The organism is Streptomyces sp. NPDC056161, from assembly GCF_042268025.1.
Taxonomy (GTDB): Bacteria; Actinomycetota; Actinomycetes; order Streptomycetales; family Streptomycetaceae; genus Streptomyces.
In genome coordinates, this window is the sequence record NZ_JBHJUV010000014.1 from 1 (window position 1) to 23,105 (window position 23,105).

Here is a 23,105-nt window from a genome sequence, read left to right on the forward strand (position 1 = left end):
CCCGCCAACCCGGCCCCGCGGGCCTGCCAACTGCGCGGGGGCCCACCGCCCCCCCCCCCCCGCGGGGGGGGGGGTTTGTTCACCCCGGCCCCCACCCCCGCCCCGCCGGGCGTACCGGTCCTCAGCCGGTTATCAAGCGCTGTCGTTCATCAGTTGCCGCTCGTCTTCTGCGTGAGGTCGTAGAAGGTGTCCGAGCCGACCGTCACCTTCTTGAAGTTGCTCTCGACCCACGAAGTGATCTGCGACGAGACGCTGGTGCCGGTGCCGGTGCCGGTGCCGGTGCCGGTGCCGGTGCCGGTGCCGGTGCCCGTGCCCGTGCCGCTGCCGGTGTCGCCGCCACCCATAGCGCCGGGCATGCCGGCTCCCCGGCCGCCGGAGATGAAGTAGTGGATCTTCCCGTCCGCCACGTACTGCTGGAACTGCTCCAGCGTCGGGTACGGGTCGGTGCCGTTGTATCCGCCGATCGCCATCACCGGGTCGCCGGTGGCCAGTTGGTAGCTCGCCGAATTCTGGGCGCCGATGGACGCGGCGACCCAGGTGTACTGGTCGGCGTCCGTCTCCAGCAGTTTCTTGGCGTCCGAGCTGACCGTGGGCCCGTTGAGCAGACCGCCCATGCCGCCGCCGCCCATGCCGCCACCCGTCCGGCCGCCCTCGCCGGTCCCCGGGAAGCCCCCGCCGTTCTGCTGTCCCTGGCCGCCGGGGAAACCGCCGCCGCCGTTCTGCTGTCCCTGACCGCCCGGCGTACCGCCGCCGAAGCCGCCGCCGCTCGGGAAGCCGCCGCCGCCCGGGAAACCGCCCCCGCCGTTCTGCTGCCCCTGGCCGCCGGGGAAGCCACCGCCACCGTTCTGCTGCCCCTGACCGCCGGGCATGCCGCCGCCTCCGCCGAAGCCGCCGCGCATACCGCCGCCACCGCCCTGGCCGCCCCCGAAGCCCATCCGGCTCGCACCCGCAGGACCGGCCGTCGGAATGGCGCCGGTGTGGGCGGAGTCGATCGTGGACAGCGTGTACGCGGTCGGTCCGGCCAGCGCGGCGACGAGGCCCGCGGCCGCCGCCCCGAGGGCCAGCCGGCGCGGCACCCGGGCCACGAAGATCAGGCCCAGCGCGGCGGCCAGGCCACCGATCAGGACCAGCCAGCGCAGCCAGGGCGCGTAGTCCGGGGTGCGGTTGAGCAGCACGTAACCCCAGGCCGCGGCGGCCACCACGGAGGCCGCGAGGACCAGCGAGGCCCAGGTCTCGGCCCGCCGCTCCCACACCAGACCGACGCCCATCCCGACCACGGCCGCGAGGTACGGGGTGAGGGCGACCGTGTAGTACTGGTGGAAGATGCCCGCCATGTAGCTGAACACGATCATGGTGATCAGCAGTGAGCCGCCCCAGACCAGGAACGAGGCCCGGGTCACGGACGTGCGCCGGGCCCGCCGGGTGGCCCACAGGGCGGCCACCAGCAGGATCAGCGCGGCCGGAATCAGCCAGGAGACCTGGCTGCCGACCTCGGCGCTGAACATCCGGTCCCAGCCGGTCTCCCCCCAGCGGCCGCCGCCGCCCGCGCCGCCCCGGCCGCCGACGCTGCCGGTCTCGTCGCCGCTCAGCCGACCGAAGCCGTTGTAGCCGAAGGTCAGCTCAAGGAAGGAGTTGTTCTGGGAGCCGCCGATGTACGGGCGCGACGAGGCGGGCCACAGCTCCACGATCGCCACCCACCAGCCGCCCGCGACGACCATCGCCGCCGTGGCGAGGCCCAACTGGACGAACCGCTTGCGCAGCCGCACCGGAGCGCAGACCGCGTACACGATCGCCAGCGGCGGCAGGATCAGGAACGCCTGCAACGTCTTGGCGAGGAAGGCGAAGCCGATCGCGGCCCCCGCCCACACCAGCCACTTGGTCCGGCCGTCCTCCACGGCACGCAGCACCAGGTAGCAGGCCAGCGCCATCAGCAGGGCCAGCATGGCGTCCGGGTTGTTGTACCGGAACATCAGCGCCGCGACCGGGGTGAGCGCGAGCACCGCGCCCGCGACCAGCCCGGCCACCGGGCTGAACCGGCGCCGTACGGCCGCGTAGACCACCGCGACCGTGCCGACGCCCATCAGGACCTCGGGGGTGAGGATCGCCCAGGAGTTCAGGCCGAAGATCCGCACGGACAGGTCCATCGGCCACAGGAAGGCCGAGGGCTTGTCGACGGTGATGGCGTTGCCCGCGTCCAGCGAGCCGAAGAAGAACGCCTTCCACGACTTGCTGCCCGCCTGCACGGCCGCCGAGTAGAAGGAGTTGGAGTAGCCGGAGACGCTCAGGTCGTAGAGGTAGAGCAGCGCGGTGGCGAGCAGCAGGCCGAGGAAGGCCGGGCGTGCCCAGCGGGGGTCCTCCGGACGCCCGCGCCACAGTCTGCGGACGAAGGGCTGCTTCGGTTCACCCGACTCGGGGACGGGGTTCCCGGGCGCGTCCGCCGCGGCCGGCCCGGATGCCAGGGCCGGGGGCGGCGGCGAGGCCGGGGGTGGGGGAGCCGTCTGCGGCGGGCCCGACGGGCCGGGGCCGCCGTGCGGGGACGGCTGCTCGTAGTGGGTGGTCATCGGGCTTCCCCCGGGTCGGTGTCATGAGGGCGCACCGGCTGCATCCGCATGGTGGCGTCCCTCCAGTTGTCGTCCGCGGCGTCGTCGACGCGAGACTGGGTGGTCGTCGGGTGCTGGGTGTGCTGGGTGTGCTGGTACTGGGCGGAGCCGTGCTGTGCGGACGGGCCCGAAGGCTGCGCGGACGGGCCGGAGGGCTGCGCGGACGGGCCGGAGGGCTGGGCGGGCAGGCCCGGCAGCCGCCCGGCGGAGACGGGGTACTGGGCCGTGGCCGCCGGGTGGGGCGCGGCGGACGCCGGGGGCGCGGGGTGGGGCGCTGCGGACGCCGGGTGGTGGGCGTCCGGGGCCGCCGGACCCGTACCGTACTCGCGCCGCTCCGGGAACACCCACGCGCGGAACAGCAGGAAGCGCAGCACGGTCGCCGCGAGGTTGGCGGCGATCAGCACCGCCAGCTCCGTGGAGTGCGGCGGGTTGCTGCTGGCCGCGTCCAGGGCGGCGAGCGAACCGCTGGTCAGGGCGAGACCTATGCCGAAGACGACCAGGCCCTGCGCCTGGTGCCGGACCGCTCCGCCGCGCCCGCGCACCCCGAAGGTCAGCCGCCGGTTGGCCGCGGTGTTGGCGACGGCCGAGACCAGCAGGGCGAGCGCGTTGGCCACCTGGGAGCCGGAGAACTGCCGGAAGAGGCTGTAGAGGACCAGGTAGAAGAGGGTGGACAGGCCGCCGACCACGCAGAACCCGACGAGTTGGCGGGCCAGCCCCTTCGGCACGTCCTGGATGTCCCGGTCGCGCGGGTCGTCGCCGAAGGGGCGGGTGAGCCGGTCAAGCGGCAGCGAACCGGTGGCCAGGGCCTTGCCCACCCGCCACACCCCCTTGAGGTCCTCGGTCGCCGTCTTCACGATGTGCACCGTCGAGTCCGGGTCGTCGACCCAGTCGACCGGCACTTCGTGGATCCGCAGCCCGGCCCGCTCGGCGAGCACGAGCATCTCGGTGTCGAAGAACCAGCCGGTGTCCTCCACCAGCGGCAGCAACGCCTGGGCCACATCGCGCCGGATCGCCTTGAAGCCGCACTGCGCGTCGGAGAAGCGGGCCTGCAACGAGCCGCGCAGGATCAGGTTGTACGAACGGCTGATGAACTCCCGCTTGGCGCCGCGCACCACCCGCGACGACCGGCTCAGCCGGGATCCGATCGCCAGGTCGGAGTGGCCCGAGATCAGCGGGGCCACCAGCGGCAGCAGCGCGTTGAGGTCGGTGGACAGGTCGACGTCCATGTACGCGAGGATCGGGGCGTCCGAGGCGGACCACACGGTCCGCAGGGCGCGCCCGCGGCCCTTCTGCTCCAGACGGAAGTCGTGCACCTCGGGCAGCCGTACCGCCAGGTCGGCCGCCACCCGCGGGGTGGCGTCGGTGGACGCGTTGTCGGCGATCGTGATGCGGAACGCGTACGGGAAGGTGCGGGTGAGGTGCTCGTGCAGTCTGAGCACACATGGCCCCAGGTCCTTCTCCTCGTTGTAGACGGGGATCACTACGTCCAGGACAGGCGTACCGGCGGCTGCGGCCGGGAGGTGCTCCCGCGCCGGCAGGGTGCCGGGAGAAGAGTCGGTTCGCATGCCCCCGACTGTCGTCAGGCGCCCTGTTCTGCCCATGTGGTGGCACTGTGCTGCGCCTGTGAGTGCGATTGCCAAGGTGTTTCGCGGGCCTGCCGGGGGAGCGCCGGGTGAAGCACGGGCAGGTGCACGGTGAACACCGTGCGCCCGGGGGCGCTGTCCACGGTGACGGACCCGCCGTGCGCGGTCGCCACGGCCTGCACGATGGCCAGGCCCAGGCCGGTCGAGCCGGTGGATCTGGACCGGGCGGAGTCGCCCCGCGCAAACCGTTCGAACACGTGCGGCAGCAAATCGGCCGGAATGCCCTGGCCGTTGTCCTCGACGTCGATGCACATCCACTCCCCGCGCCGCTGCACCCGGGCCGTGACCGTGGTGCCGGTCGGGGTGTGGTTGCGGGCGTTGCCCAGCAGGTTGACCAGGACCTGTTGCAGCCGTGCCGCGTCCGCGGAGACGAGGGCCGGCTCGTCGGGCAGGTCCAGCCGCCAGGTGTGGTCCATGCCGGCCGCGCGGGCGTCGCTGATGGTGTCCACGACGAGCGGGATGAGGTCGGTCTGCTCGAACTGGAGGGGCCGGCCCGCGTCGAGCCGCGCGAGCAGCAGCAGGTCCTCGACGAGCAGCGTCATCCGGCCCGCCTCGGACTCGATACGGCCGAGGGAGTGCCGGGTGTCGGGGCCGACCTGCTCCCGGCCGCGCCGGGTCAGTTCGGCGTAGCCGCGGATGGAGGCCAGTGGCGTACGCAGCTCATGGCTGGCGTCCGCGACGAACTGCCGTACCCGCATCTCGCTCTGCTGGCGGGCGTGCAGGGCACCGTGCACGTGGTCGAGCATCCGGTTCAGTGCCGCGCCGACCTGTCCGACCTCGGTGTGCGGGTCGCACTCGGACTCCGGTACCCGCTCGCTCAGCTGCACCTCTCCGGTGTGCAGGGGCAGTTCGGAGACCCGGGTCGCGGTGGCGGCGACCCTGCGCAGGGGGCGGGTGGCGACGCCGACCAGGACGTACCCGGCGATTCCCGCGGCGACCAGACCGGCGGCGGTCACGCTGATCTCGACGAGGATCAGGGTGTTGATGTTGTCGTCGGTTTCCTTGGTCGGTATGGCCACGTAATAGCTGCCGTTGGGGCCGGTGACGTACTGCGCGCGGTAGCTGCCCAGACCGGGGATGTCGACGGTGTGCTTGGCCTTGTCCTTGGGGACGGAGCCGAGCGCCGAGAGCTGGTCCTCGGCGAGCGACTGGGCGCTCATGTCGAGGGTGTCGTGCGACTTGTGGCCGACCTTGCCTTCGGTGACGGCGCCGTTGTCGACCACCGCGGCGATCGTGTACTGCGGCTGCGGGCCCCGGGAGACGAAATCGGTCAGGTCGACCGTCTTGGACTTGGCGCGCAGGACGCCCTGCTGGGCGGCGGGCCCGCCCGCGCCCTGGCCGGGCGGCGCGAACATGCCGGCCGCACGCGCGCCGACCTCGCTGAGCTGGCCGTCGAGCTGCTGGTACAGGTGTGACCGCAGCGCGAGCGTGGTCACGGTGCCGATCACCGCGCAGACGACGGCGACGAGCATGACGGTCGCGACGACCAGCCGGGTTCGCAGGGTGCGCTGCTGTCGCGCTCGTCGCTGCTGCGTACGCGGCCGTCGGCGTCCGCTCATGACGCGGCGGGCTTGATCAGGTAACCGGCGCCGCGCCGGGTGTGGATCATCGGTTCCCGACCGGCGTCGATCTTCCGGCGCAGATAGGAGATGTACAGCTCGACGACGTTGGCCTGACCGCCGAAGTCGTAGGACCAGACGCGGTCGAGGATCTGCGCCTTGCTGAGCACCCGGCGCGGATTGCGCATCAGGAAGCGCAGCAGCTCGAACTCGGTGGCGGTGAGGTGGATGTTGTCCCCGGCCCGCGACACCTCGTGGCTGTCCTCGTCGAGGGTGAGGTCACCGACGACGAGTACGGAGTCGGAGCGCCGGTCGGCGGCGCCGGACCGGCGGATCAGTCCGCGCAGCCGGGCGACGACCTCCTCCAGGCTGAACGGCTTGGTGACGTAGTCGTCGCCGCCCGCGGTGAGACCGGCGATCCGGTCCTCCACCGCGTCCTTCGCGGTGAGGAAGAGGACCGGTACGTCCGGCAGGTCGCGGCGCAGCCGGCCCAGCACGGTCAGCCCGTCCATGTCGGGCAGCATCATGTCCAGGACGACGGCGTCGGGCCGGAACTCCCGGGCGGTCTGGACGGCACCCTGGCCGTCGCCTGCGCTGCGGATCTGCCAGCCCTCGTAACGGAGAGCCATGCTCAGCAGTTCGGTGATCGACAGCTCGTCGTCCACCACAAGCACTCGGACGGGGCTCCCGTCCGGCCTCAGCAGTTCGGTGCGCCCCTGGGGCGAGGTCGTGGTCATGGTGGACACCTTTGCGGCGGCCTCTGAGAGCACACTTTCACTTGTCTGTGATTTCTCTGAGAAACCCACAGCGGGCCCTCAGCCAGTCCATGGGTGTCTGCCGGGCACCTCCTGGGTGCCTCCCAGACGCCCCTGGCCTGCGCCGATGCCCTCAGAGGGAGCCTCAGAGCCACTGGATCGAGCAGCAGGACGACCGGGCCGGATGCCGGGACGACCGGGCCGGCCGTCGGGACCACCGGGCCGGATGCCGGGACCACCGGCCGGCCGTCAGGACCACCGGGCCGGACGTCACCGTCGCCGTCTTCGTCTTTGTCTTCGCCGTCACCGTCGTCGTCGCCATCACGGGGGTGGGCGACGGCTCACAAACCGAACAACCGGGCCCCGTTGTCGTGGCACACCGCCCGCAGCCAGGCGTCGCCGAGGCCGAGCCGTTCCAGCGCGTGCAACTGGTGCACGTACGGATAGGGGATGTTGGGGAAGTCGGAGCCGAGCAGGACGCGGTCGCCGAGGTCGGCGAGGCGGGGCAGGGCGCGACGGGGGAAGGGCGCGTGGTCCTCGATGAAGTCCGTGAACGCCATCGTCGTGTCGAGCCGCACCTCGGTGAACCGCTCGGCCAGCGCGAGGAAGTCCTCGTACTCGGGCATCCCGAGGTGCGCGACGACCAGGCGCAGCCGCGGATGCCGGGCCAGGACCCGTCCGATCGGCCCCGGTCCGGTGTGCTTGCCGGGTGCGGGCCCGGAACCGCAGTGGATCACCACCGGGGCCCCGGCCTCGGCGAGCAGCCCCCAGACCGGGTCGAGCAGGTCGTCCGCCGGATCGTAGGCCCCCACCTGCACATGCGCCTTGAACACCCGGGCCCCGTCGTCGAGCGCCTGCCGGACGTAGCCGGTGGCGTCCTCCTCCGGGAAGAGGGTCGCGGTGTGCAGACAGTTTGGCGTGCGGCCGGCGAAGTCGGCGGCCCAGTTGTTGAGCCAGCGGGCCATGCCGGGCTTGTGCGGATACAGCATCGCCGTGAAGGCCCGTACGCCGAACTCGCGCAGCAGCGCGGCCCGTTCGCCCTCACCGGTCCGATAGGCGATCGGCCACTCCAGGCCGCCGGTGAGCGGCCCGAGCCCGTCGAAGTAGGCCCACACCTTGTGCAGCACGCGCTCGGGCATGAAGTGCGTATGCACGTCCACGAGCCCCGGCACCCCGAGCCGAGTCCAGAACCGCCGGACATCAGATATTTCGGTGCCTTGGGTGCCTTGGGTGCCTTGGGTGCCTTGGGTGCCTTCGGAGGAACCATGGGCTCCACCCGCTTCATGGGACCCATCGGCTTCATCGGACCCGCCGGCTTCACGGGCTCTATCGGCCTCATGGGCCCCGCCGGTTTCACGGGCCCCGTGGGCTTCCAGGGCCCCGCCAGCTCCAGGGACCCCGGTGGGCTCAGCAGTTCTGCCCGCTTCGGAGGCCCCGTCCACGTCGGCGGAGCCGTCCGTCGGGGCGGCGGATGTCCTCTCCGTGCCGGTCACGCGCCCGCTCCACCGGGATGATCGCTCATTCCCCCACGATCGCCCACGGACCGCGTACTGTCCACGTCCGGCCGTCGCCCCGGCTCAGAACAGCTCGTCCTGAATTCCCGCCTCCTCCTTGAACTTCCGTACGGGTACGGCGATCCCCCCGCGTGCGTCGGCCCCCGGCAGGACCGGGACCAGTTCCCATCCGGTCATCAGCCGGGTGTCCAGGACGACCGTCCCGCGCTCGGTGGCGAGGTGCAGATCGGGCCCCGCCACGGCGACCAGCTCACCGCTCACACCCCCGCCCGCCACCAGCTCGGTCACCTCGCCGAACGCGGCCGCCGGGCCCGCCGTCAGCCCGAACACCTCCGCGTGGTCCACCGCCAGGAACGGCTCACGGGCGAGCGCCTCCGGCCAGTTGTCGAGCGCGACGGCGCGCGCGTGCAGCGCCTCGATCTCCGCGGAGCGCTCGGCCGGCGACCCGGGCAGCGCCGCCCGCACCGCCCGCTTCACGCCGTACGGGATCCGGTCGGGCACCCGCAGCGCGGCCCGCAGCAGTTCCTCGGTGCGCCGCGCGGCCATCAGCGGACCGACCGCGAGCCAGCTGAAGCAGACGGCGCCCTGTTCGAGAAGCCTCGCGGACCCCCGTTCTCCGGCGGTGATCCCGACCTTGACCAGGCCGGGCCCGAACCACGCCAGATACACGTGGTACGGCCGCGGGTCGTCCGCGACGGTGTCCGCGGCCACGGAGTGCGCCCGGTCCAGCCGCGCGCACTCCTCGCACCGCGCGCCGGTGCTCCGACCCGACACCACCGCCCGCACCGGGCAGGGATGCCCACGCGCCCCCGCACATCTCCGCACACCCCCGTCCAGGACTCCGAAGGCCACCCGTTTCCCCCGGGGCAACGCACTCCTGCGTCCCCCGTCCCACACCAGCACGGGACCGTCCCCGGCCCACCGCAGCCCCGCGCATTTCCATGCCTGTGCCATCACCTCCGAGAGTAGGCGCCCCCACTGACAACGCCCCTGCCCTTCGGATCGGAGAGAGGGCCGCGACCGACGTCAGTGACCGGCTTCAGCGACCGGCTTCAGTGACCGGCCTCCGCAACCGCAGACTCCGGCTCCCCGTTGCCCGCCCCGGCCGCCACCACTGCCGTACGCCGCTCGCGCCCCGCCAGCCGGCATGCCACGCATCCCACGTGCCCGTCCCGCGCTCCGGCGTCCCGGACCCGCATGCCCCAGGTCTCCCGGGGCCGCGGGCCGGGCGGCTTGCCCCAGCCCACGAGGTGCAGCACCCAGGTGACCAGGACGGCCACGGCGACGATCCCGGTCCCGCCGCCCACCACCGCGGCGGAGGCCATGACCACGCCCAGGCCCGCCACCGTGGACCCGACGGTCGCTATGAGGGCACCGGTCCAACCGGCGACCGTGTGTCCCTCGTCGTGCTGTCCGCTCACGTTCCCGCCTCCGTTCGTCGGCAGGGCGAGTCCGCCCGCTCGGCGTGAGGGCCTGAACTCCCCCACCACGCAAGGTATTTACTCCCGAACAACGCTTTTGCTGCTCGACGTACTGAGGGACGATCGCCAACGGTGCTCCGCCGCACGATGCGGAGAAATACGAGGGCGACCACTGGTGTCCGTGCATGATGGCGCGGTTGCTCCGGCCTGTGAACTCTTCTCCCGGCCTTCGACCCCTCGGCAGGGGCGCCACGGTACGACCAGGGCCGCCCCGCGATACGGCTGAGGCCGCCCCGCGATACGGCTAGGGTCACCCCCATGGGTGCCGCCACAGCCGCCATGGTCACTGCCGTCGTCGGAGTCCTCGGCACCCTGTTCGCGCCGCTGATCACCAGTTGGACGGCCAAGCGCCGACGGGCGGAGGACAGCCGGGCCGAGGAGGCGAGGCGGCGCTTCGAGGAGCGGCGGGCCGCCTACACGGCGATGAACCGGGCTTCCCGCCACTTCCACACCATGCTGAAGGACGCCCTGCACCGCCTGCGGGACGGGGTCTACAGCGACGACGACCGCGTCCAGGTCGAGGAGGCCCGGCGGGACTACCGCGACCGCTACGCCGAGGCACAGATGATCGTCCCCGAGGCGGTGCTCAGGTCGTCCCGCGAGGTGAACACCGTCCTGGCCGCGGTCGACGCCACCGCCAAACGCATCGACCGGGGCCGGGCGAGAGAAGGAGAGAGCGCGGAACAGGCTCTGCTGGCCCTGAAGACCGCGGAGCCCAGGCTCACCGCGATGCGCCGCGTCATGCGCGAGGATCTGGGCCTGCCGGACTGACGAGGAATCGTCGCAGGTCAGAGCCGTTCCGTACGGATGTCACCGGTGATCGCGACCCCGATGTCACCGCCTGCCGCCACCGACCGCTCCCCGGATGCCGTGACCGAGACCCCGCCGCCGGGCAGCAGGGCGGTCAGTTCGCGCAGCAACTCCACGTCGTCCCGCAGAGCCCGCTTGATCTGCTGGCGCAGGGCCGCCGCCGCGTCCGCGTCGTCCGGTTCCGCGACCGCGTCGCCGACCGCGGCCTCCAGTTCGGCACGCCCCTGCGCATCCCGGCGCCGCCATACGGCCTGCAACAGGCGACGACCGGCATTCGCCGTCGCGTCCACCGCCGAGTTCTCCGCCCGGGTCAACACCCCTGCGCCATAGGCACCCAGAGCCGCCGTCAGATACGGCCCGGCCTGCCCCAGAAACTGAACGATCTCCGCACTCACGCTCTGCCCCTCATCTCTGGCCCTCGCCTCCGGCCGCTCGTCTCTGGCCCTCGCCTCCGGCCCCTCATCCCTGGCCTCTCATCCCTGACCCCTGTGCGTCCACCCCCGTGCGTCCATCCATTTCATGATCGCTCCTTTTCATGGTCACTCCTCTTCATGGTCACTCCTTTCGCATCGAGTCCAGGGGCAGATGCCGCAACTCTCCGCATCGTCGGCGGTGTTGCGCCAAGCTCTACGCGTTGCGGATGCTGTGGAACACGGCCGGAGCGCACCCGGAGGAGAAGCACAGTGAACGAGCGACCTCCCGGCGACGACCACGCGCTGTCCGGGGACCTGCTGCCCCCGGACGACACGGTGGGCGCCGTGTCCGTGAGCCTCGGCCTGCGCCCCATCGCGGACGACGTGGTGGGAGAGCGCCGTGACCTGGCCCTGGCGCTCCGCAGATGCTTCGAGGTGCTCGACATCTCCGTACGCAGGTACGCCGTCACGCGCCGCTACCACGCGAGCAGCGTCAGCCGGTATCTCAGCGGGGACACGGTGGCGCCGGACAACTTCATCGCCACGCTGATGGACGACGTCGGCAGGAAACTCGGTCGCCCGATGGCCCAGGAAGCGCGGCTTCGCGTGACGGGGCTGCAACGCGCGGCCCTGAAGGCGACCAGCGGTCGCGCCTGGAAGGTCCAGCACCTGGAGGACCAACTGGTCACCGCTCTCCACGAGAAGGACCTGGCCAGGACCCAGGCCGACGCGGTGGCCACGGCCCTGCAACAGTCGCAGGAGCAGGTGGCGAGGCTGGAGGCGGAGCGGGCGGAACTCACCCGGACGGCGTCGGACCACCGGCTCATCGGCGTCGAGCTGGACCTGTTGCGCGCGGAGCAACACCGGGAGCGCACCGAGCGGGACGCGCTGCACCAGCGGGTGGCAGACCTGGAAAAGGCGCTCGAAGCGGCCGAACGACGTGTTGCACGGGCCGAGCAACGCTGCGTCGATCTGGAACACCAGTTGCTCGCCGCCGATGCCGCGGCGGCCGACGAGGAACACCGGGACCGGCGGCAGGCCGAGGAGAACAGGGAGAGGAAGCAGGCGGAACTCGACGCTCTGCGCGAAGAAGTGGCGCGGCTGCGGGCAGCCACGCCGGGGACCAGGACACCGGAAGGAACCACGGGACAGGACGGAACGACAACGACGGCATCGACGGCGACGGCATCGGTGACGGCAGGGCCGGATCCGACGGCAGGGCCGGATCCGACGACAGGGCCGGATCCGACGACGGAGACGGCGACGGCGGCGGAGGCCCCCCGCGCGCCGGCCCCCCGCGCGCCGGCCCCCCGCGGGGATCTCGTGGCGACCGGCTCGGCCGGTTCCCCCACCGCGGTCCGGCGGGACTTCACGGCCGCTCCGTCGAGCGTCACGATCGTCTTCTCCGGCGCCAACCGGCCCTGGGCGGCGTGGATCGCGCAGTGCCTGGAGCGCCACGGTCACCGGGTCACGCTCCAGCACTGGGACCCGCCGCGCCAGGTCCCCCTGGAGGATTCGCTGGGCGACCTGCTCCGGTCCAGCGTGCGCGTGCTGCTCGTCCTCAACGACGGGTTCTTCGAGATCGGCCCGCGGCCCGCGGGCGAGTGGGACGCAGTGCTGCGCGGATTCGTCGCGGCCCACTCCGACCGCTTCGCGGCCGTCAGCCTGACTAACCGGGTGCTGCGGCCGGCGACCGCGGTGCTGGAACCGGCCGGCCTGTGGGGGCTGAGCGAGGAGGAGGCCGAGGACCGCCTGCTGAGCAGGCTCGGCCTGGAACGTGCCCGCACCCAGCGGGCCCTGACCCGCTACCCGGAGACGAGCTGCGAGGTCTGGGGCGAGGTCCCGCGCCGCAACCCGCGCTTCACCGGCCGCGACCACCTGCTGACCGACATCCACCAGCGGCTGGCCGACGCCGAGCGCGGCGCCGCCGCCTGCACCCTGCTCGGCATGTCCGGCGTCGGCAAGACCCAGCTCGCCGCCGAGTACGCGCACCGCTTCAACACCGCCTACGACCTGGTGTGGTGGGTCGACTCCGACGACCGCGCCACCCAGCGCGACCGCCTCGGCGAACTCGCCGTCAAGCTCGGTCTGCCCGTCGGCAGCGAACCCGAGGAACGCATCCGCGCCGTCCGGGACGCCCTGCGCCGCGGCCACCCGTACGCCAACTGGCTGGTGGTCTTCGACGGCTGGGACGACACCGAGGACGTTGGCGCGCTGCTCCCCGAGGGATCCGGGCACATCCTCGTCACCTCACGGAACCGGACGTGGGGCGACCACATGGACGTCGTGGAGATCCCCGCGTTCCCGCGCGCGGAGTCCATGGCCTACCTGATGCGGCGCGCCCCGCATCTCACCGCCGCCGAGGCGGACGAGGTCGCCGCCGAGTTCGGCGACGTACCGCTGCCCTTGGTGCAGGCCGCCGCCTGGCTCGGTGAGTCCGGCACGGACGCGTCCGAATACCTCCGGATGGTCCGCGAACGCAGGCTCTCCACCGTGGACGAAACCGGCACCGGCGACGGCTTCCCGCAGTCCTCCATGACCTCCTGGTCGATCCTGCTCAACCGGCTCCGCCGCGCCGAGCCCCGGGCCCTGGACGTCCTCGGCCTGTGCACGGCGTTCGCACCCGGCCCCATTCCGCTCGGCCTCGTCCACGCCTGCCCGGGGACCGACCTGCCCGAGGAACTGCGCTGGATGACCGACGACCTGCCCGCCTGGACCCACGCCCTGGACACCCTGGTCACCTACTCGGTGCTCACCCGCGGCCACCACGGCGATCCGGCCGGCGCCGAGGCGGACCCGTCCGGGGAGACCGTGCACATGCACCGCCTCGTCCACGACATCGTCTCCAGGCTGATCGACGGCGACGGCGACGGCGACGACAAGGGCGAGGGCGAGGGCAAGGACAACGGAAGGGGCAAGGGCGACGGCAGGGGCGACCGCAGGGGCAGGGGCGACGGCCGCGTCGATTACCGCAGGGCCGTCCGCACCCTGCTCGCGGCGGCCGACCCCGGCAACCCGGAGGACAGCAGGAACTGGCCCAGGTACGCCGACCTGCTGCCCCACCTGGAGCCCTCCGGAGCGCTGGGCAGCGACCGGGACCCGGTCCGGCGGACGGTCCTGAACGGCCTGCGTTACTCCCTCCTCAGCGGGGACCACCAGGCCGGACTGGCCCTGGCCCGACAGGTCCGTACCCTCTGGTCCACGACCATGGACCCGCTGAGCGAGCCCATGCTCGACCTCGCCGACCAGGAGGGCGCCCTGCTGCGGGCAGGCGGCAGGTTCCGTGAGGCGTACGAACTGGCCCGGGGCGTCCTCGAACGGCTGGAGGCCGCCCCGCGGCGCAACCCGCTCGGCGAGCTGACCGCCAGGCGCGCCGTGGCCGGCGGCCTGCGCCACTCCGGGCGGTACCAGGAGGCGTTCGAGGTGCAGCACGAAGTCTTCCAGGACACCCTCGACCGGCTCGGCCCCGCGGAGTCCGCCACCCTGGCCGCCCAGCACGACCTCGGTGTCGGCCTGCGGCTCCTCGGCCGGTACGAGGAGGCGTACGAGCTGGACACGCAGACCCTCGCACGGCGGGAACACGCCTTCGGCGGACGCCACATCAGCACGCTGGACTCGGGCAACGCCGTCACCCACGGTCTGCGGCTCCTCGGCCGCCACCAGGCCGCCCTCGCCCGCCAGGAGTACTTCGTCCGGCTCCACACGCAGGTGCTCGGCGAGCAGCATCCGCAGACGCTTGAGGCACGGTTCCAGCTGGCCCTGTGCCTCCTCCACCACTCCGACGCCCGCGGCCCGGACGTCGCGGCCTCACTGGCCGAACTCCTGACACAGCTGGAGCAGGCGTACGGCCGGGAGCACCACCGCACGCTGTCCTGCCGCACGGCCTACGGCAACTGCCTGCGGGAGTCCGGCGATCCGGGCCAGGCGCGCGACCTGATCGTGGAGGCGGAGTCCGGCTACCGCTCCCTGCTCGGCCCCGCCCACCCCGTCACCACCGGCATGCTCTCCAACACCGGACTGGTCATGCTGGCCATGGGCGAACGCACCGAGGCGCTGGCGCTGTTCGAGGCCGCGCTGGCCGGTCTCACCGCCACCCTGGGCGCCGACCACCCCACCACTCTGGGCTGCGCCCTGAACACGGCGAACGCACGCAACGCCAACGACCGCGTGGCCGAGGCCCACCGGTTGAGCGCGGACACCTGCGACCGGGCTAGGTACGTCCTCGGCGTCGAGCACCCGTTCACCCAGCTGTGCCAGGTCGCCCTCGCCGCCGACCTGCGCGCCACGGACGAACTAAAGGACGCCGAAAAGCTGGAGGAGGCAGCCCTGACGACGCTGATACGCACCCTGGGCCCCCAACACCCCCACACCCTCACAGCCCGCCGACGGACCCGTCCTTACTGGGACTACGAGGCGTACGTAGGCTGATCACCACCGACCGAAGCCCCCCAGCCCCTCCCTCCCGATCGACTCCTGTGATCGCCCCCTCCGGCGAATCCCCTGGCCGCGCCCCGGGCAGAATCCCGTGCCCGGACACAAGATGCCGACCCCACAAAACCAGACTAAACTATGCCCAAAACCGTGAATTGGGACGCCCCGGGCCGTTGAAGTTCCCCGAGTCGAGGAACTCCGGCCGTTGATGTCGCCCACGCGTACCGCGTGGTCCCACCTGCCGGCACCGGTGCTGTGACGTTGCTTTTCAGATCCGAGCGGTGAAACCGACCGTCCCGCACTGGCTCTTCTCTGCGGCGGCGGCCACAGGCGCGCCTTCAGGCGCGCGAGACGATGGAAGGAAAGGCGGGCGTTCCCATGCGAGCGCAACGCACGAGGCATCTCCTCGCGATATCCGCTGCCGGGATTCTGATCGCCGGTGGCACCGCGATCGGCACAGCGGGCACCGCTTCGGCGACCCCAACCCACACGAACTCTTCGTATGCGCAGAACTACAACGCGTATTACGGCAACTGCTACTTCAACGCCTACTACGGCTACGTCTGCTACGGCGGAGGCTATGGAGGCTATGGAGGCTACGGAGGCTATGGGGGCTATGGGGGCTATGGAGGCTACGGCGGCGGATACGGCCACGGCGGATACGGCGGCGGTTACGGCCACGGCGGCTATGGCGGTCACGGTGGCTACGGCGGCGGTCATGGCGGCCACGGAGGCCACGGACGCTGACCGAACCCAGCCGATGGCGCCCTGCAATCGAAAGGCCCCGGCTATCACCGGGGCCCTCCGCACTGCGGGCACCCAGCGGGAAGGACTGAAGTCCCCATTGCCAAAGGCTGCTGCTGTCCGGCCTCGTTGATGTCAGTCGCGGACGTCAGTGGGGGTGGCCAGCCCGGCTGAGCCGGCCTGGGGACCAGTTGCTTGCGGCTCTGGCCGGCCGAGGCTTCACCGCGGTTCCCCGCTGCTGATTGACCGAGAGGCACCGGCGATGCGCCCCGTTCAGGTGGCATGCGCTCCTTCTGTGCGCTGGATGCCACCTTGCGTGATTCGCCAGGGGGACAGCACGGTTTGGGCGGATGCTGCTCGGCGCTGTGCTCCAGGACCACCAGGGAGGGGCGGTACGTCGTGGGTTCAGCCGGTCACTGGGCAAGTGAGACGTTCGGAGACATCGCGGGTGAGCTGGCGGACATCATCCCGGCCTGCCTCGTCCGGGCGCACGAGCGGGCCCGCACCGGACACGAGGGCGTCCATACCCAGACGCTCGAAGCCTACGGGCACGGCCTTTACGCGGTGCAGTACGAAGAACTGGCCGCCGGCCTCGCTGGTCTCGGGGACGCCGTGCGCCTACAGGGGCGAACGATGATGCTCATCCGCGGGTGCCTGATCTACCCTCTCCGGTACGCGAAGAAGGACGTTCCCGTTACGGCTGCATGCCTCCGGCGGGCCACAGGCTTTCGAGCGGATTTGATCCGCCGCCACGGCCCGCCGCCCATGCAGGAGCCGCTTGACCTGGACTGGGGAGACCTCGACGACTCCGAAGTGCATCCCGATCTGGAACTGCTTCCCGAAGACGTGCGACTCGTCCTCGTCGCCTACGCCTGTTCCATGGGGGACGGCGTGATGCGCGTCGAATGGGGCTCCGCAGAGTTGCGCCGAGAAGACCGTCACCTGATCTGGCACCGGCACGAGCCACTGCTTCCAAATGTGCGGGGGTAAAAACCGCAGCTTGGGAAGCTCAGGTATTCTGGGGCCTTTTGGGTGGCTGAATTGCAGGGAAGGGGATTCCCAGACGTCGGTGCCGCGGACACGCTCCCCGTGCTTCCCCGTGGCTCCCCGTAGGTTCTGGCACGGTTGTGGCATGCCTGAACGAAGGCGCCGAACTACCGCCCCGGTGAGGACGGGTGGGCAGAGGGAGAGAAGTGCACGGGAGCCGGCCGCTGCGGCCCGCCGGCGTTGGACGGCTGAGACCCCAGCTCAATATCGGTCCCAGGCTGCCGATGCATCCCCTGCTGGGATGCCAGGAGAGCAGTACCAACAGCAGTAATCATTGAGGCGCTTGCCGCCGCGCCGAATAGACCGCTCGCGACTTTGTCAGGGTAACGATGGCAGCAACGGCAGACGTTGCACTGCCTACCGTTGCTACACCCGAAGCAATCTGATAGGCGAGTTTCTTTTGGTTGGCCGCCAGGTCCTGTTCCGGCATTTCATCCCTTTCATGAGTGTTGGGTGAGCCAAGCCCACTTTGACACGCTGATGTATGGAGACTCTGTTCGCGTTCTACAACGCTTGTGACGAGCGTTTGGTTCAGTCGATCTCCACCAGTCCCCCTCCCCCGCTCCCGTCAGCGGAGAGCCGGCAACGGTGAGAGGCCGGCTCCGCGGCCTTGGGCTGGAGCCGCCATGGGACGAGCGAGCGGCGCGAGGACGCGCGCCGACTGTCAGCGTCCCCGTGGCCCGTCAAGAAGCTCAGGAAGCCGGGCCAGAGCTGGACAGTCCAAGCGTGGCTTTGAGCACTGGGTCGAGAACATTGCCGAGCCGTACGTCTCCGAGAACACGTACGACGGGTACGAGGTCGACGTACGCGTTCACCTCGTGCCCGGCCTGGGTGCTCACAAGCTCGACAGGCTGGAGCCGGAGCGCCTGGAGCGCTTCTACCGGAAGATGCAGGACTCCGGGAGCGCGGCCGGTACCGCTCACCACGCCCACCGGACGATCCGGACCGCCCTCGGTGAGGCGGTGCGACGGGGGCACGTTCCCACCAACGTGGCGGAGATCGCCAAGGCTCCGCGGCTCGAAGAAGAGGACATCGAGCCTTACACGATCGAGGAGGTGCAGAGCGTGCTCGTCGAGGCGTCCAAGCTCCGCAACAGTGCTCGGTGGGTCGTCGCCCTGGCCCTCGGCCTCCGGCAAGGGGAAGCCCTCGGGCTCCACTGGGAAGACGTGGATCTCGACGCGGGATACGTCCGCATCCGCAAGAACCGGCTCCGGCCCAAGTACGCGCACGGGTGCGGAGACGATCCCTGCGGCAGGAAGGCGGGCTACTGCCCCAAACGGCAGCAGACCCGGCGTGAGCACAAGAGCACCAAGTCACGCGCGGGACGGCGTACGGTCGGCCTCCCGGACCCGCTGATCAAGCTTCTCCGGCAGCACCAGGAGGTGCAGGAGAAGGAGCGCGTCGAAGTCGGTACGGACTGGACGGACAAGGGCTACGTCTTCGCCTCGCCGACCGGCGGTCCTCTCAGCCCCAATACCGACTTCCACGTCTGGAAGCGTCTGCTGCGGGACGCGGGCGTGCGCGACGGCCGTCTTCACGACGCTCGCCACACCGCCGCGACCGTCCTTCTGATCCTCGGCGTCCCGGACGTCGTGGTCGACGCGATCATGGGCTGGGAGCCCGGGGGAGCGGCGCGGATGCGGGCCCGGTACATGCACGTGACAGGGACGCTGCTCCGGAAGGTCGCGCAACAAGTCGGAGACGTTCTCTGGGAGCCGCCCGACGCGGCCCGGAAAGTCAACTGAGACGGAAACTGAGACGGACAACGTCGAAGGGCCCCACCGTGACCGGTGGGGCCCTTCGACGTATTGCCCGGTGAGAGCAATGGCGGAGGATACGAGATTCGAACTCGTGAGGGGTTGCCCCCAACACGCTTTCCAAGCGTGCGCCCTAGGCCTCTAGGCGAATCCTCCGCCGGAAACATTACATGATCCTGAGGTGTGCTCGCGAACTCGTTCCCCAGGCGGAGATCGGGTACCCTGTGCAAAGCCCCTCACGCGGCGCTATCTGACTGAACTCCCCCAGGGCCGGAAGGCAGCAAGGGTAGGTTGGCTCTGGCGGGTGCGTGGGGGGCGTTCGCGTGCCCGGGCCCAGGTGGGAGGCCATGGCGGGGATCGTTGTCAGTGGGCGCCTATAACCTCGTATGCGTGTCGTCTCTCGCGCTGTACCGCCGCTATCGCCCGGAGACCTTCGCCGAGGTCATCGGGCAGGAGCATGTCACCGACCCGCTGCAGCAGGCGCTGCGGAACAACCGGGTCAATCACGCGTACCTGTTCAGCGGGCCGCGCGGGTGTGGCAAGACGACCAGCGCGCGCATCCTGGCCCGCTGTCTGAACTGTGAGCAGGGGCCGACGCCCACTCCGTGCGGCGAGTGCCAGTCCTGTCGCGACCTGGCCAGGAACGGGCCCGGTTCCATCGACGTCATCGAGATCGACGCGGCGTCCCACGGTGGCGTGGACGACGCCCGTGACCTGCGCGAGAAGGCTTTCTTCGGGCCCGCGGGCAGCCGGTACAAGATCTACATCATCGACGAGGCCCACATGGTCACGTCGGCCGGCTTCAACGCCCTGCTGAAGGTAGTCGAGGAGCCGCCGGAGCATCTCAAGTTCATCTTCGCCACCACCGAGCCCGAGAAGGTCATCGGCACCATCCGGTCGCGGACGCATCACTACCCGTTCCGGCTCGTGCCGCCCGGCACCCTGCGGGAGTACCTCGCGGAGGTGTGCCGCAAGGAGGACATCCCGGTCGCGGACGGAGTGCTTCCGCTCGTCGTGCGCGCCGGGGCCGGATCCGTGCGTGACTCCATGTCCGTCATGGACCAGTTGCTCGCGGGCTCGGGCGCCGAGGGTGTCACGTACGCCATGGCCACCTCGCTGCTCGGGTACACCGACGGGTCGCTGCTCGACTCCGTCGTGGAGGCGTTCGCCACCGGTGACGGGGCGGCCGCCTTCGAGGTGGTGGACCGGGTGATCGAAGGGGGCAACGACCCCCGCCGGTTCGTCGCCGATCTGCTGGAGCGGCTGCGTGACCTGGTGATCCTCGCCGCTGTGCCGGACGCCGCGGAGAAGGGCCTCATCGACGCCCCGGCGGATGTCGTCGAGCGCATGCAGGCCCAGGCCGGCACCTTCGGGGCGGCCGAGCTGAGCCGTGCCGCCGACCTCGTCAACGAGGGGCTGACCGAGATGCGCGGCGCCACCTCGCCCCGCCTCCAGCTCGAACTCATCTGCGCGCGCGTGCTGCTGCCCGCGGCCTACCGGGACGAGCGTTCCGTCACGGCCCGTCTCGACCGGCTGGAGCGTGGCGTCAACTTCTCCGGTGGCGGCGGCGCGCCCGCGGCGGGGTACGTTCCCGGGCCCGACGCCCACCTGGGAGGCGACACCCACCTGGGCGGGGGCGGCGGGCTGCCCGGCGGTGGTCCCGCCGCGGCGCGCGCGGCCGTACGGGCGCCTGGGGGCGGCGCGTCCTCGATGACACCGCCCGGCACTCCGCCCGCCACTCCTTCGGTCAATCCGCCCGTCACGGCGTCCGGGGCGGCGCCCGTGCCACCCGCGTCACCCACGACGCCCATGGCTCCGGCCGCTGAAGGCCCGCAGGCTCCCGCTGCTGTCACGCCCGCCGCGCAGCCCACCCCGCCTGCTCCCGAACCGGCCCCCGCAGCCCCGCCCGCCGCAGCCCCTCCCGCCGCCGCGGCGGCGCCGGGCGGCTGGCCCACCGCGGCACCCGCGGGCGGTGGTCGTCGGCCCGGCGGCTGGCCCACGGCGGCTCCGGCGGGCGGTGGACAGCAGCCCCCGGCCCCGCCCGCCGCCACCCCGCAAGCTCCGCCCGCCGCCCCCCAGGTCCCGGCGGCGGGCGCGGGCTCTGGTGGCCTCGACCCCCGCATGCTCTGGCCGAACATCCTGGAGGCCGTCAAGAACCGCCGCCGCTTCACCTGGATCCTGCTCAGTCAGAACGCCCAGGTCGCGGGCTTCGACGGCACCACCCTCCAACTCGGCTTCGTCAACGCCGGGGCCCGTGACAACTTCACGAGCAGCGGCTCCGAGGACGTGCTGCGGCAGGCGCTTGCCGAGCAGTTCAACGTGCAGTGGAAGATCGAGGCGATCGTCGACCCGTCGGGCGGCTCGGCCGGCCCGCCCACCGGCGGCCCGCAGGGCTACGGCGGGGGCGGCAACGCCGGCGGTTACGGCGGCGGAAGTGCGGGACCAGGCGCAGGCGGCGGTGGAGGCTACGGCGGGTCGGGTGCCGGGTCCCCCCAGCGCTCCGCCGCGCCCCAGACCACCGCCCAGCCGCCGACCGCGGTCCAGAGCAGACCGCAGACCGCCGCGTCGGCCGCTCAGCCCCCGTCCTCCCGGCCCGCGGCAGCCCCCGAACCGCCGCCGGTCGCCCCCGAGGACGACATCCCCGAGGACGACGATCCCGACCTCGACGAGTCGGCCCTCTCCGGTCACGAGCTGATCGTGCGCGAGCTGGGGGCGACGGTGGTGGAAGAGATCTCGAACGAGTAGAGCTCCGCCGCGCCCCGGTCCTCGGAAGCCCGCACAAATCGGTTCCCCCGTGCCGGTTAGGCTGACCCCGTGAAGGTCCTCGTCATCGGTAGCGGCGCCCGCGAACACGCCCTGTGCCGTTCCCTGTCCCTCGATCCCGCCGTCACCGCGCTGCACTGCGCCCCAGGCAACGCAGGCATCGCCGAGGTCGCCGAGTTGCACCGGGTCGACGCCCTGGACGGCGCGGCCGTGTCCGCGCTGGCCACCGAACTCGGCGCCGACCTCGTGGTCGTCGGCCCGGAGGCCCCGCTGGTCGCCGGGGTCGCCGACGCCGTGCGCGCCGTCGGCATCCCGGTGTTCGGCCCGTCCGCGGAGGCCGCCCGGATCGAGGGATCCAAAGCCTTCGCCAAGGACGTGATGGCGGCGGCGGGGGTGCCCACCGCCCGTTCGTACGTCTGCACCAGCGCCGACGAGGCCGCCACGGCGCTCGACGCGTTCGGTGCACCGTACGTCGTCAAGGACGACGGGCTCGCGGCGGGCAAGGGCGTCGTCGTCACCCGCGACCTCGACGCCGCGAAGGCGCACGCCGCCGTCTGCGAGCGCGTGGTGGTCGAGGAGTTCCTCGACGGGCCCGAGGTGTCCCTGTTCGCGATCACCGACGGCGAGACCGTCGTCCCGCTCCAGCCCGCGCAGGACTTCAAGCGCGCCCTGGACGGGGACGAAGGACCGAACACCGGCGGCATGGGCGCGTACTCGCCGCTGCCGTGGGCCGATCCCAAGCTGGTGGACGAGGTCCTGCAGACCGTTCTGCAGCCGACCGTCGACGAGCTGCGCCGTCGGGGCACGCCCTTCTCCGGGCTGCTCTACGCCGGGCTCGCGATCACCTCGCGCGGTGTCCGGGTCATCGAGTTCAACGCCCGCTTCGGGGACCCCGAGACCCAGGTGGTGCTGGCCCGGCTGAAGACACCGCTGGCCGGCGTGCTGCTCGCCGCGGCCCGGGGCACCCTCGACGATCTGGAGCCGCTGCGCTGGAGCGAGGACGCCGCGGTCACCGTGGTCGTCGCCTCGCACAACTATCCGGGCAGCCCGCGTACGGGCGACCCGATCACCGGCCTCGGCGAGGTGGCCGCCACGGACGCCCCGCAGGCGTACGTCCTGCACGCCGGGACCAGGCGCGACGGCGACGCGATCGTCAGCGCCGGAGGCCGGGTCCTGTCCGTCACGGCGACCGGTTCGGACCTGACGGAGGCCCGCGACCGCGCGTACGCGGCCGTCGCCCGCATCGGGCTGGACGGCTCCCAGCACCGCACGGACATCGCGGCGAAGGCGGCCGGCGTCTGAGAACCGCCGGTCGACCGGCCGGTGTCTGAGAACCGCTGGTCGACGCAGCGGTCGAAACAGCGGTCGACGCAGCGCAGGCCCCGGGCGGAAATCCGGGGCCTGATCTTTGCTGTCCGTCATTCACCTTTGACCAAAGCCATTCCATCGAGTGAGCGATGTTCCATCCGGCTGACGGGGGCCGGGGCCCCAACTAGGGTGCGGCGCATGCGTTCCGGCACTTGGCCCATCGGCATTGCGATGTCAGTGGCGGGTGCCACAGTGGGGGAGTGAGCAAGGCCAGGAAAGC

14 protein-coding genes, 1 tRNA gene, 1 other RNA gene and 2 pseudogenes are annotated in these 23,105 nt (G+C 71.6%); 8 read left to right on the forward strand and 10 right to left on the reverse strand.

Features of this window, described 5'->3' with window-relative positions; all coding sequences use genetic code 11:
• Window positions 1–149 precede the first annotated feature (149 nt).
• From ACFC09_RS14955 to ACFC09_RS14990, 8 genes and pseudogenes are all read right to left on the reverse strand, one after another.
• Entirely contained in the window at window positions 150–2,561 is a 2,412-nt protein-coding gene (locus ACFC09_RS14955; protein ID WP_376527595.1) for a glycosyltransferase family 39 protein, read from the reverse strand.
• A complete protein-coding gene (locus ACFC09_RS14960) occupies window positions 2,558–4,165 on the reverse strand; it encodes a glycosyltransferase (protein WP_376527597.1) in 1,608 nt (535 codons plus the stop codon). Before ACFC09_RS14960 ends, ACFC09_RS14955 begins: the two co-directional genes overlap by 4 nt.
• Window positions 4,166–4,179: 14 nt before the next feature.
• Window positions 4,180–5,802, reverse strand: a complete 1,623-nt coding sequence (locus ACFC09_RS14965) for an ATP-binding protein (protein WP_376527600.1) — start codon at window positions 5,800–5,802, stop codon at window positions 4,180–4,182.
• Window positions 5,799–6,539, reverse strand: coding sequence for a response regulator transcription factor (locus ACFC09_RS14970; protein ID WP_376527603.1), 741 nt, complete (start codon window positions 6,537–6,539; stop codon window positions 5,799–5,801). Before ACFC09_RS14970 ends, ACFC09_RS14965 begins: the two co-directional genes overlap by 4 nt.
• 359 nt (window positions 6,540–6,898) lie before the next feature.
• Window positions 6,899–7,765: an amidohydrolase family protein gene (locus tag ACFC09_RS14975; RefSeq protein ID WP_376528003.1), complete on the reverse strand. Its 867-nt coding sequence runs from the start codon at window positions 7,763–7,765 to the stop codon at window positions 6,899–6,901.
• A 369-nt stretch (window positions 7,766–8,134) separates the two neighbouring features.
• A complete protein-coding gene (locus tag ACFC09_RS14980; RefSeq protein ID WP_376527605.1) occupies window positions 8,135–9,025 on the reverse strand; it encodes a DUF2797 domain-containing protein in 891 nt (296 codons plus the stop codon).
• Window positions 9,026–9,123: 98 nt separating this feature from the next.
• Window positions 9,124–9,492: an HGxxPAAW family protein gene (locus ACFC09_RS14985; protein WP_376527608.1), complete on the reverse strand. Its 369-nt coding sequence runs from the start codon at window positions 9,490–9,492 to the stop codon at window positions 9,124–9,126.
• 94 nt (window positions 9,493–9,586) lie between these two features.
• A pseudogene (locus tag ACFC09_RS14990) lies at window positions 9,587–9,709 on the reverse strand (transposase); the annotation flags it as partial.
• Window positions 9,710–9,810: 101 nt separating this feature from the next.
• Between ACFC09_RS14990 and ACFC09_RS14995 the strand changes: the two are divergent.
• Entirely contained in the window at window positions 9,811–10,323 is a 513-nt protein-coding gene (locus tag ACFC09_RS14995) for a hypothetical protein (RefSeq protein ID WP_376527611.1), read from the forward strand.
• Window positions 10,324–10,340: 17 nt separating this feature from the next.
• Here the strand turns inward: ACFC09_RS14995 and ACFC09_RS15000 are convergent, their stop codons facing one another.
• Window positions 10,341–10,757, reverse strand: coding sequence for a hypothetical protein (locus tag ACFC09_RS15000; protein ID WP_376527613.1), 417 nt, complete (start codon window positions 10,755–10,757; stop codon window positions 10,341–10,343).
• 288 nt (window positions 10,758–11,045) lie between these two features.
• Here ACFC09_RS15000 and fxsT point away from each other — a divergent pair, with 288 nt between their 5' ends.
• The 4 genes and pseudogenes from fxsT to ACFC09_RS15020 all read left to right on the forward strand — a co-directional run.
• Window positions 11,046–15,203, forward strand: coding sequence for an FxSxx-COOH system tetratricopeptide repeat protein (gene fxsT / locus ACFC09_RS15005; RefSeq protein WP_376527616.1), 4,158 nt, complete (start codon window positions 11,046–11,048; stop codon window positions 15,201–15,203).
• A 381-nt stretch (window positions 15,204–15,584) separates the two neighbouring features.
• Window positions 15,585–15,953: a hypothetical protein gene (locus ACFC09_RS15010; RefSeq protein ID WP_376527618.1), complete on the forward strand. Its 369-nt coding sequence runs from the start codon at window positions 15,585–15,587 to the stop codon at window positions 15,951–15,953.
• 396 nt (window positions 15,954–16,349) lie between these two features.
• Window positions 16,350–16,940, forward strand: a complete 591-nt coding sequence (locus ACFC09_RS15015) for a hypothetical protein (RefSeq protein ID WP_376527620.1) — start codon at window positions 16,350–16,352, stop codon at window positions 16,938–16,940.
• Between the two features lie 751 nt (window positions 16,941–17,691).
• Window positions 17,692–18,742 (forward strand): annotated as a pseudogene (locus ACFC09_RS15020) (tyrosine-type recombinase/integrase); the annotation flags it as partial.
• A gap of 80 nt (window positions 18,743–18,822) precedes the next feature.
• Here the strand turns inward: ACFC09_RS15020 and ACFC09_RS15025 are convergent.
• Window positions 18,823–18,910, reverse strand: a tRNA-Ser gene (locus tag ACFC09_RS15025).
• Window positions 18,911–18,982: 72 nt separating this feature from the next.
• On the opposite strand from ACFC09_RS15025, the gene ffs reads away from it, so the two are divergent.
• The 3 genes from ffs (at window position 18,983) to purD (ending at window position 22,819) form a co-directional block, all read left to right on the forward strand.
• Window positions 18,983–19,077: signal recognition particle sRNA small type (ffs, locus tag ACFC09_RS15030), an RNA gene on the forward strand.
• A gap of 67 nt (window positions 19,078–19,144) precedes the next feature.
• Window positions 19,145–21,499 carry a DNA polymerase III subunit gamma and tau gene (locus ACFC09_RS15035; protein ID WP_376527623.1) on the forward strand — a complete coding sequence of 785 codons (2,355 nt, stop codon included), beginning with the start codon at window positions 19,145–19,147 and terminating at the stop codon, window positions 21,497–21,499.
• Window positions 21,500–21,568: 69 nt separating this feature from the next.
• Window positions 21,569–22,819 carry a phosphoribosylamine--glycine ligase gene (gene purD / locus ACFC09_RS15040; protein WP_376527625.1) on the forward strand — a complete coding sequence of 417 codons (1,251 nt, stop codon included), beginning with the start codon at window positions 21,569–21,571 and terminating at the stop codon, window positions 22,817–22,819.
• The last annotated feature ends 286 nt before the right edge of the window (window positions 22,820–23,105 follow it).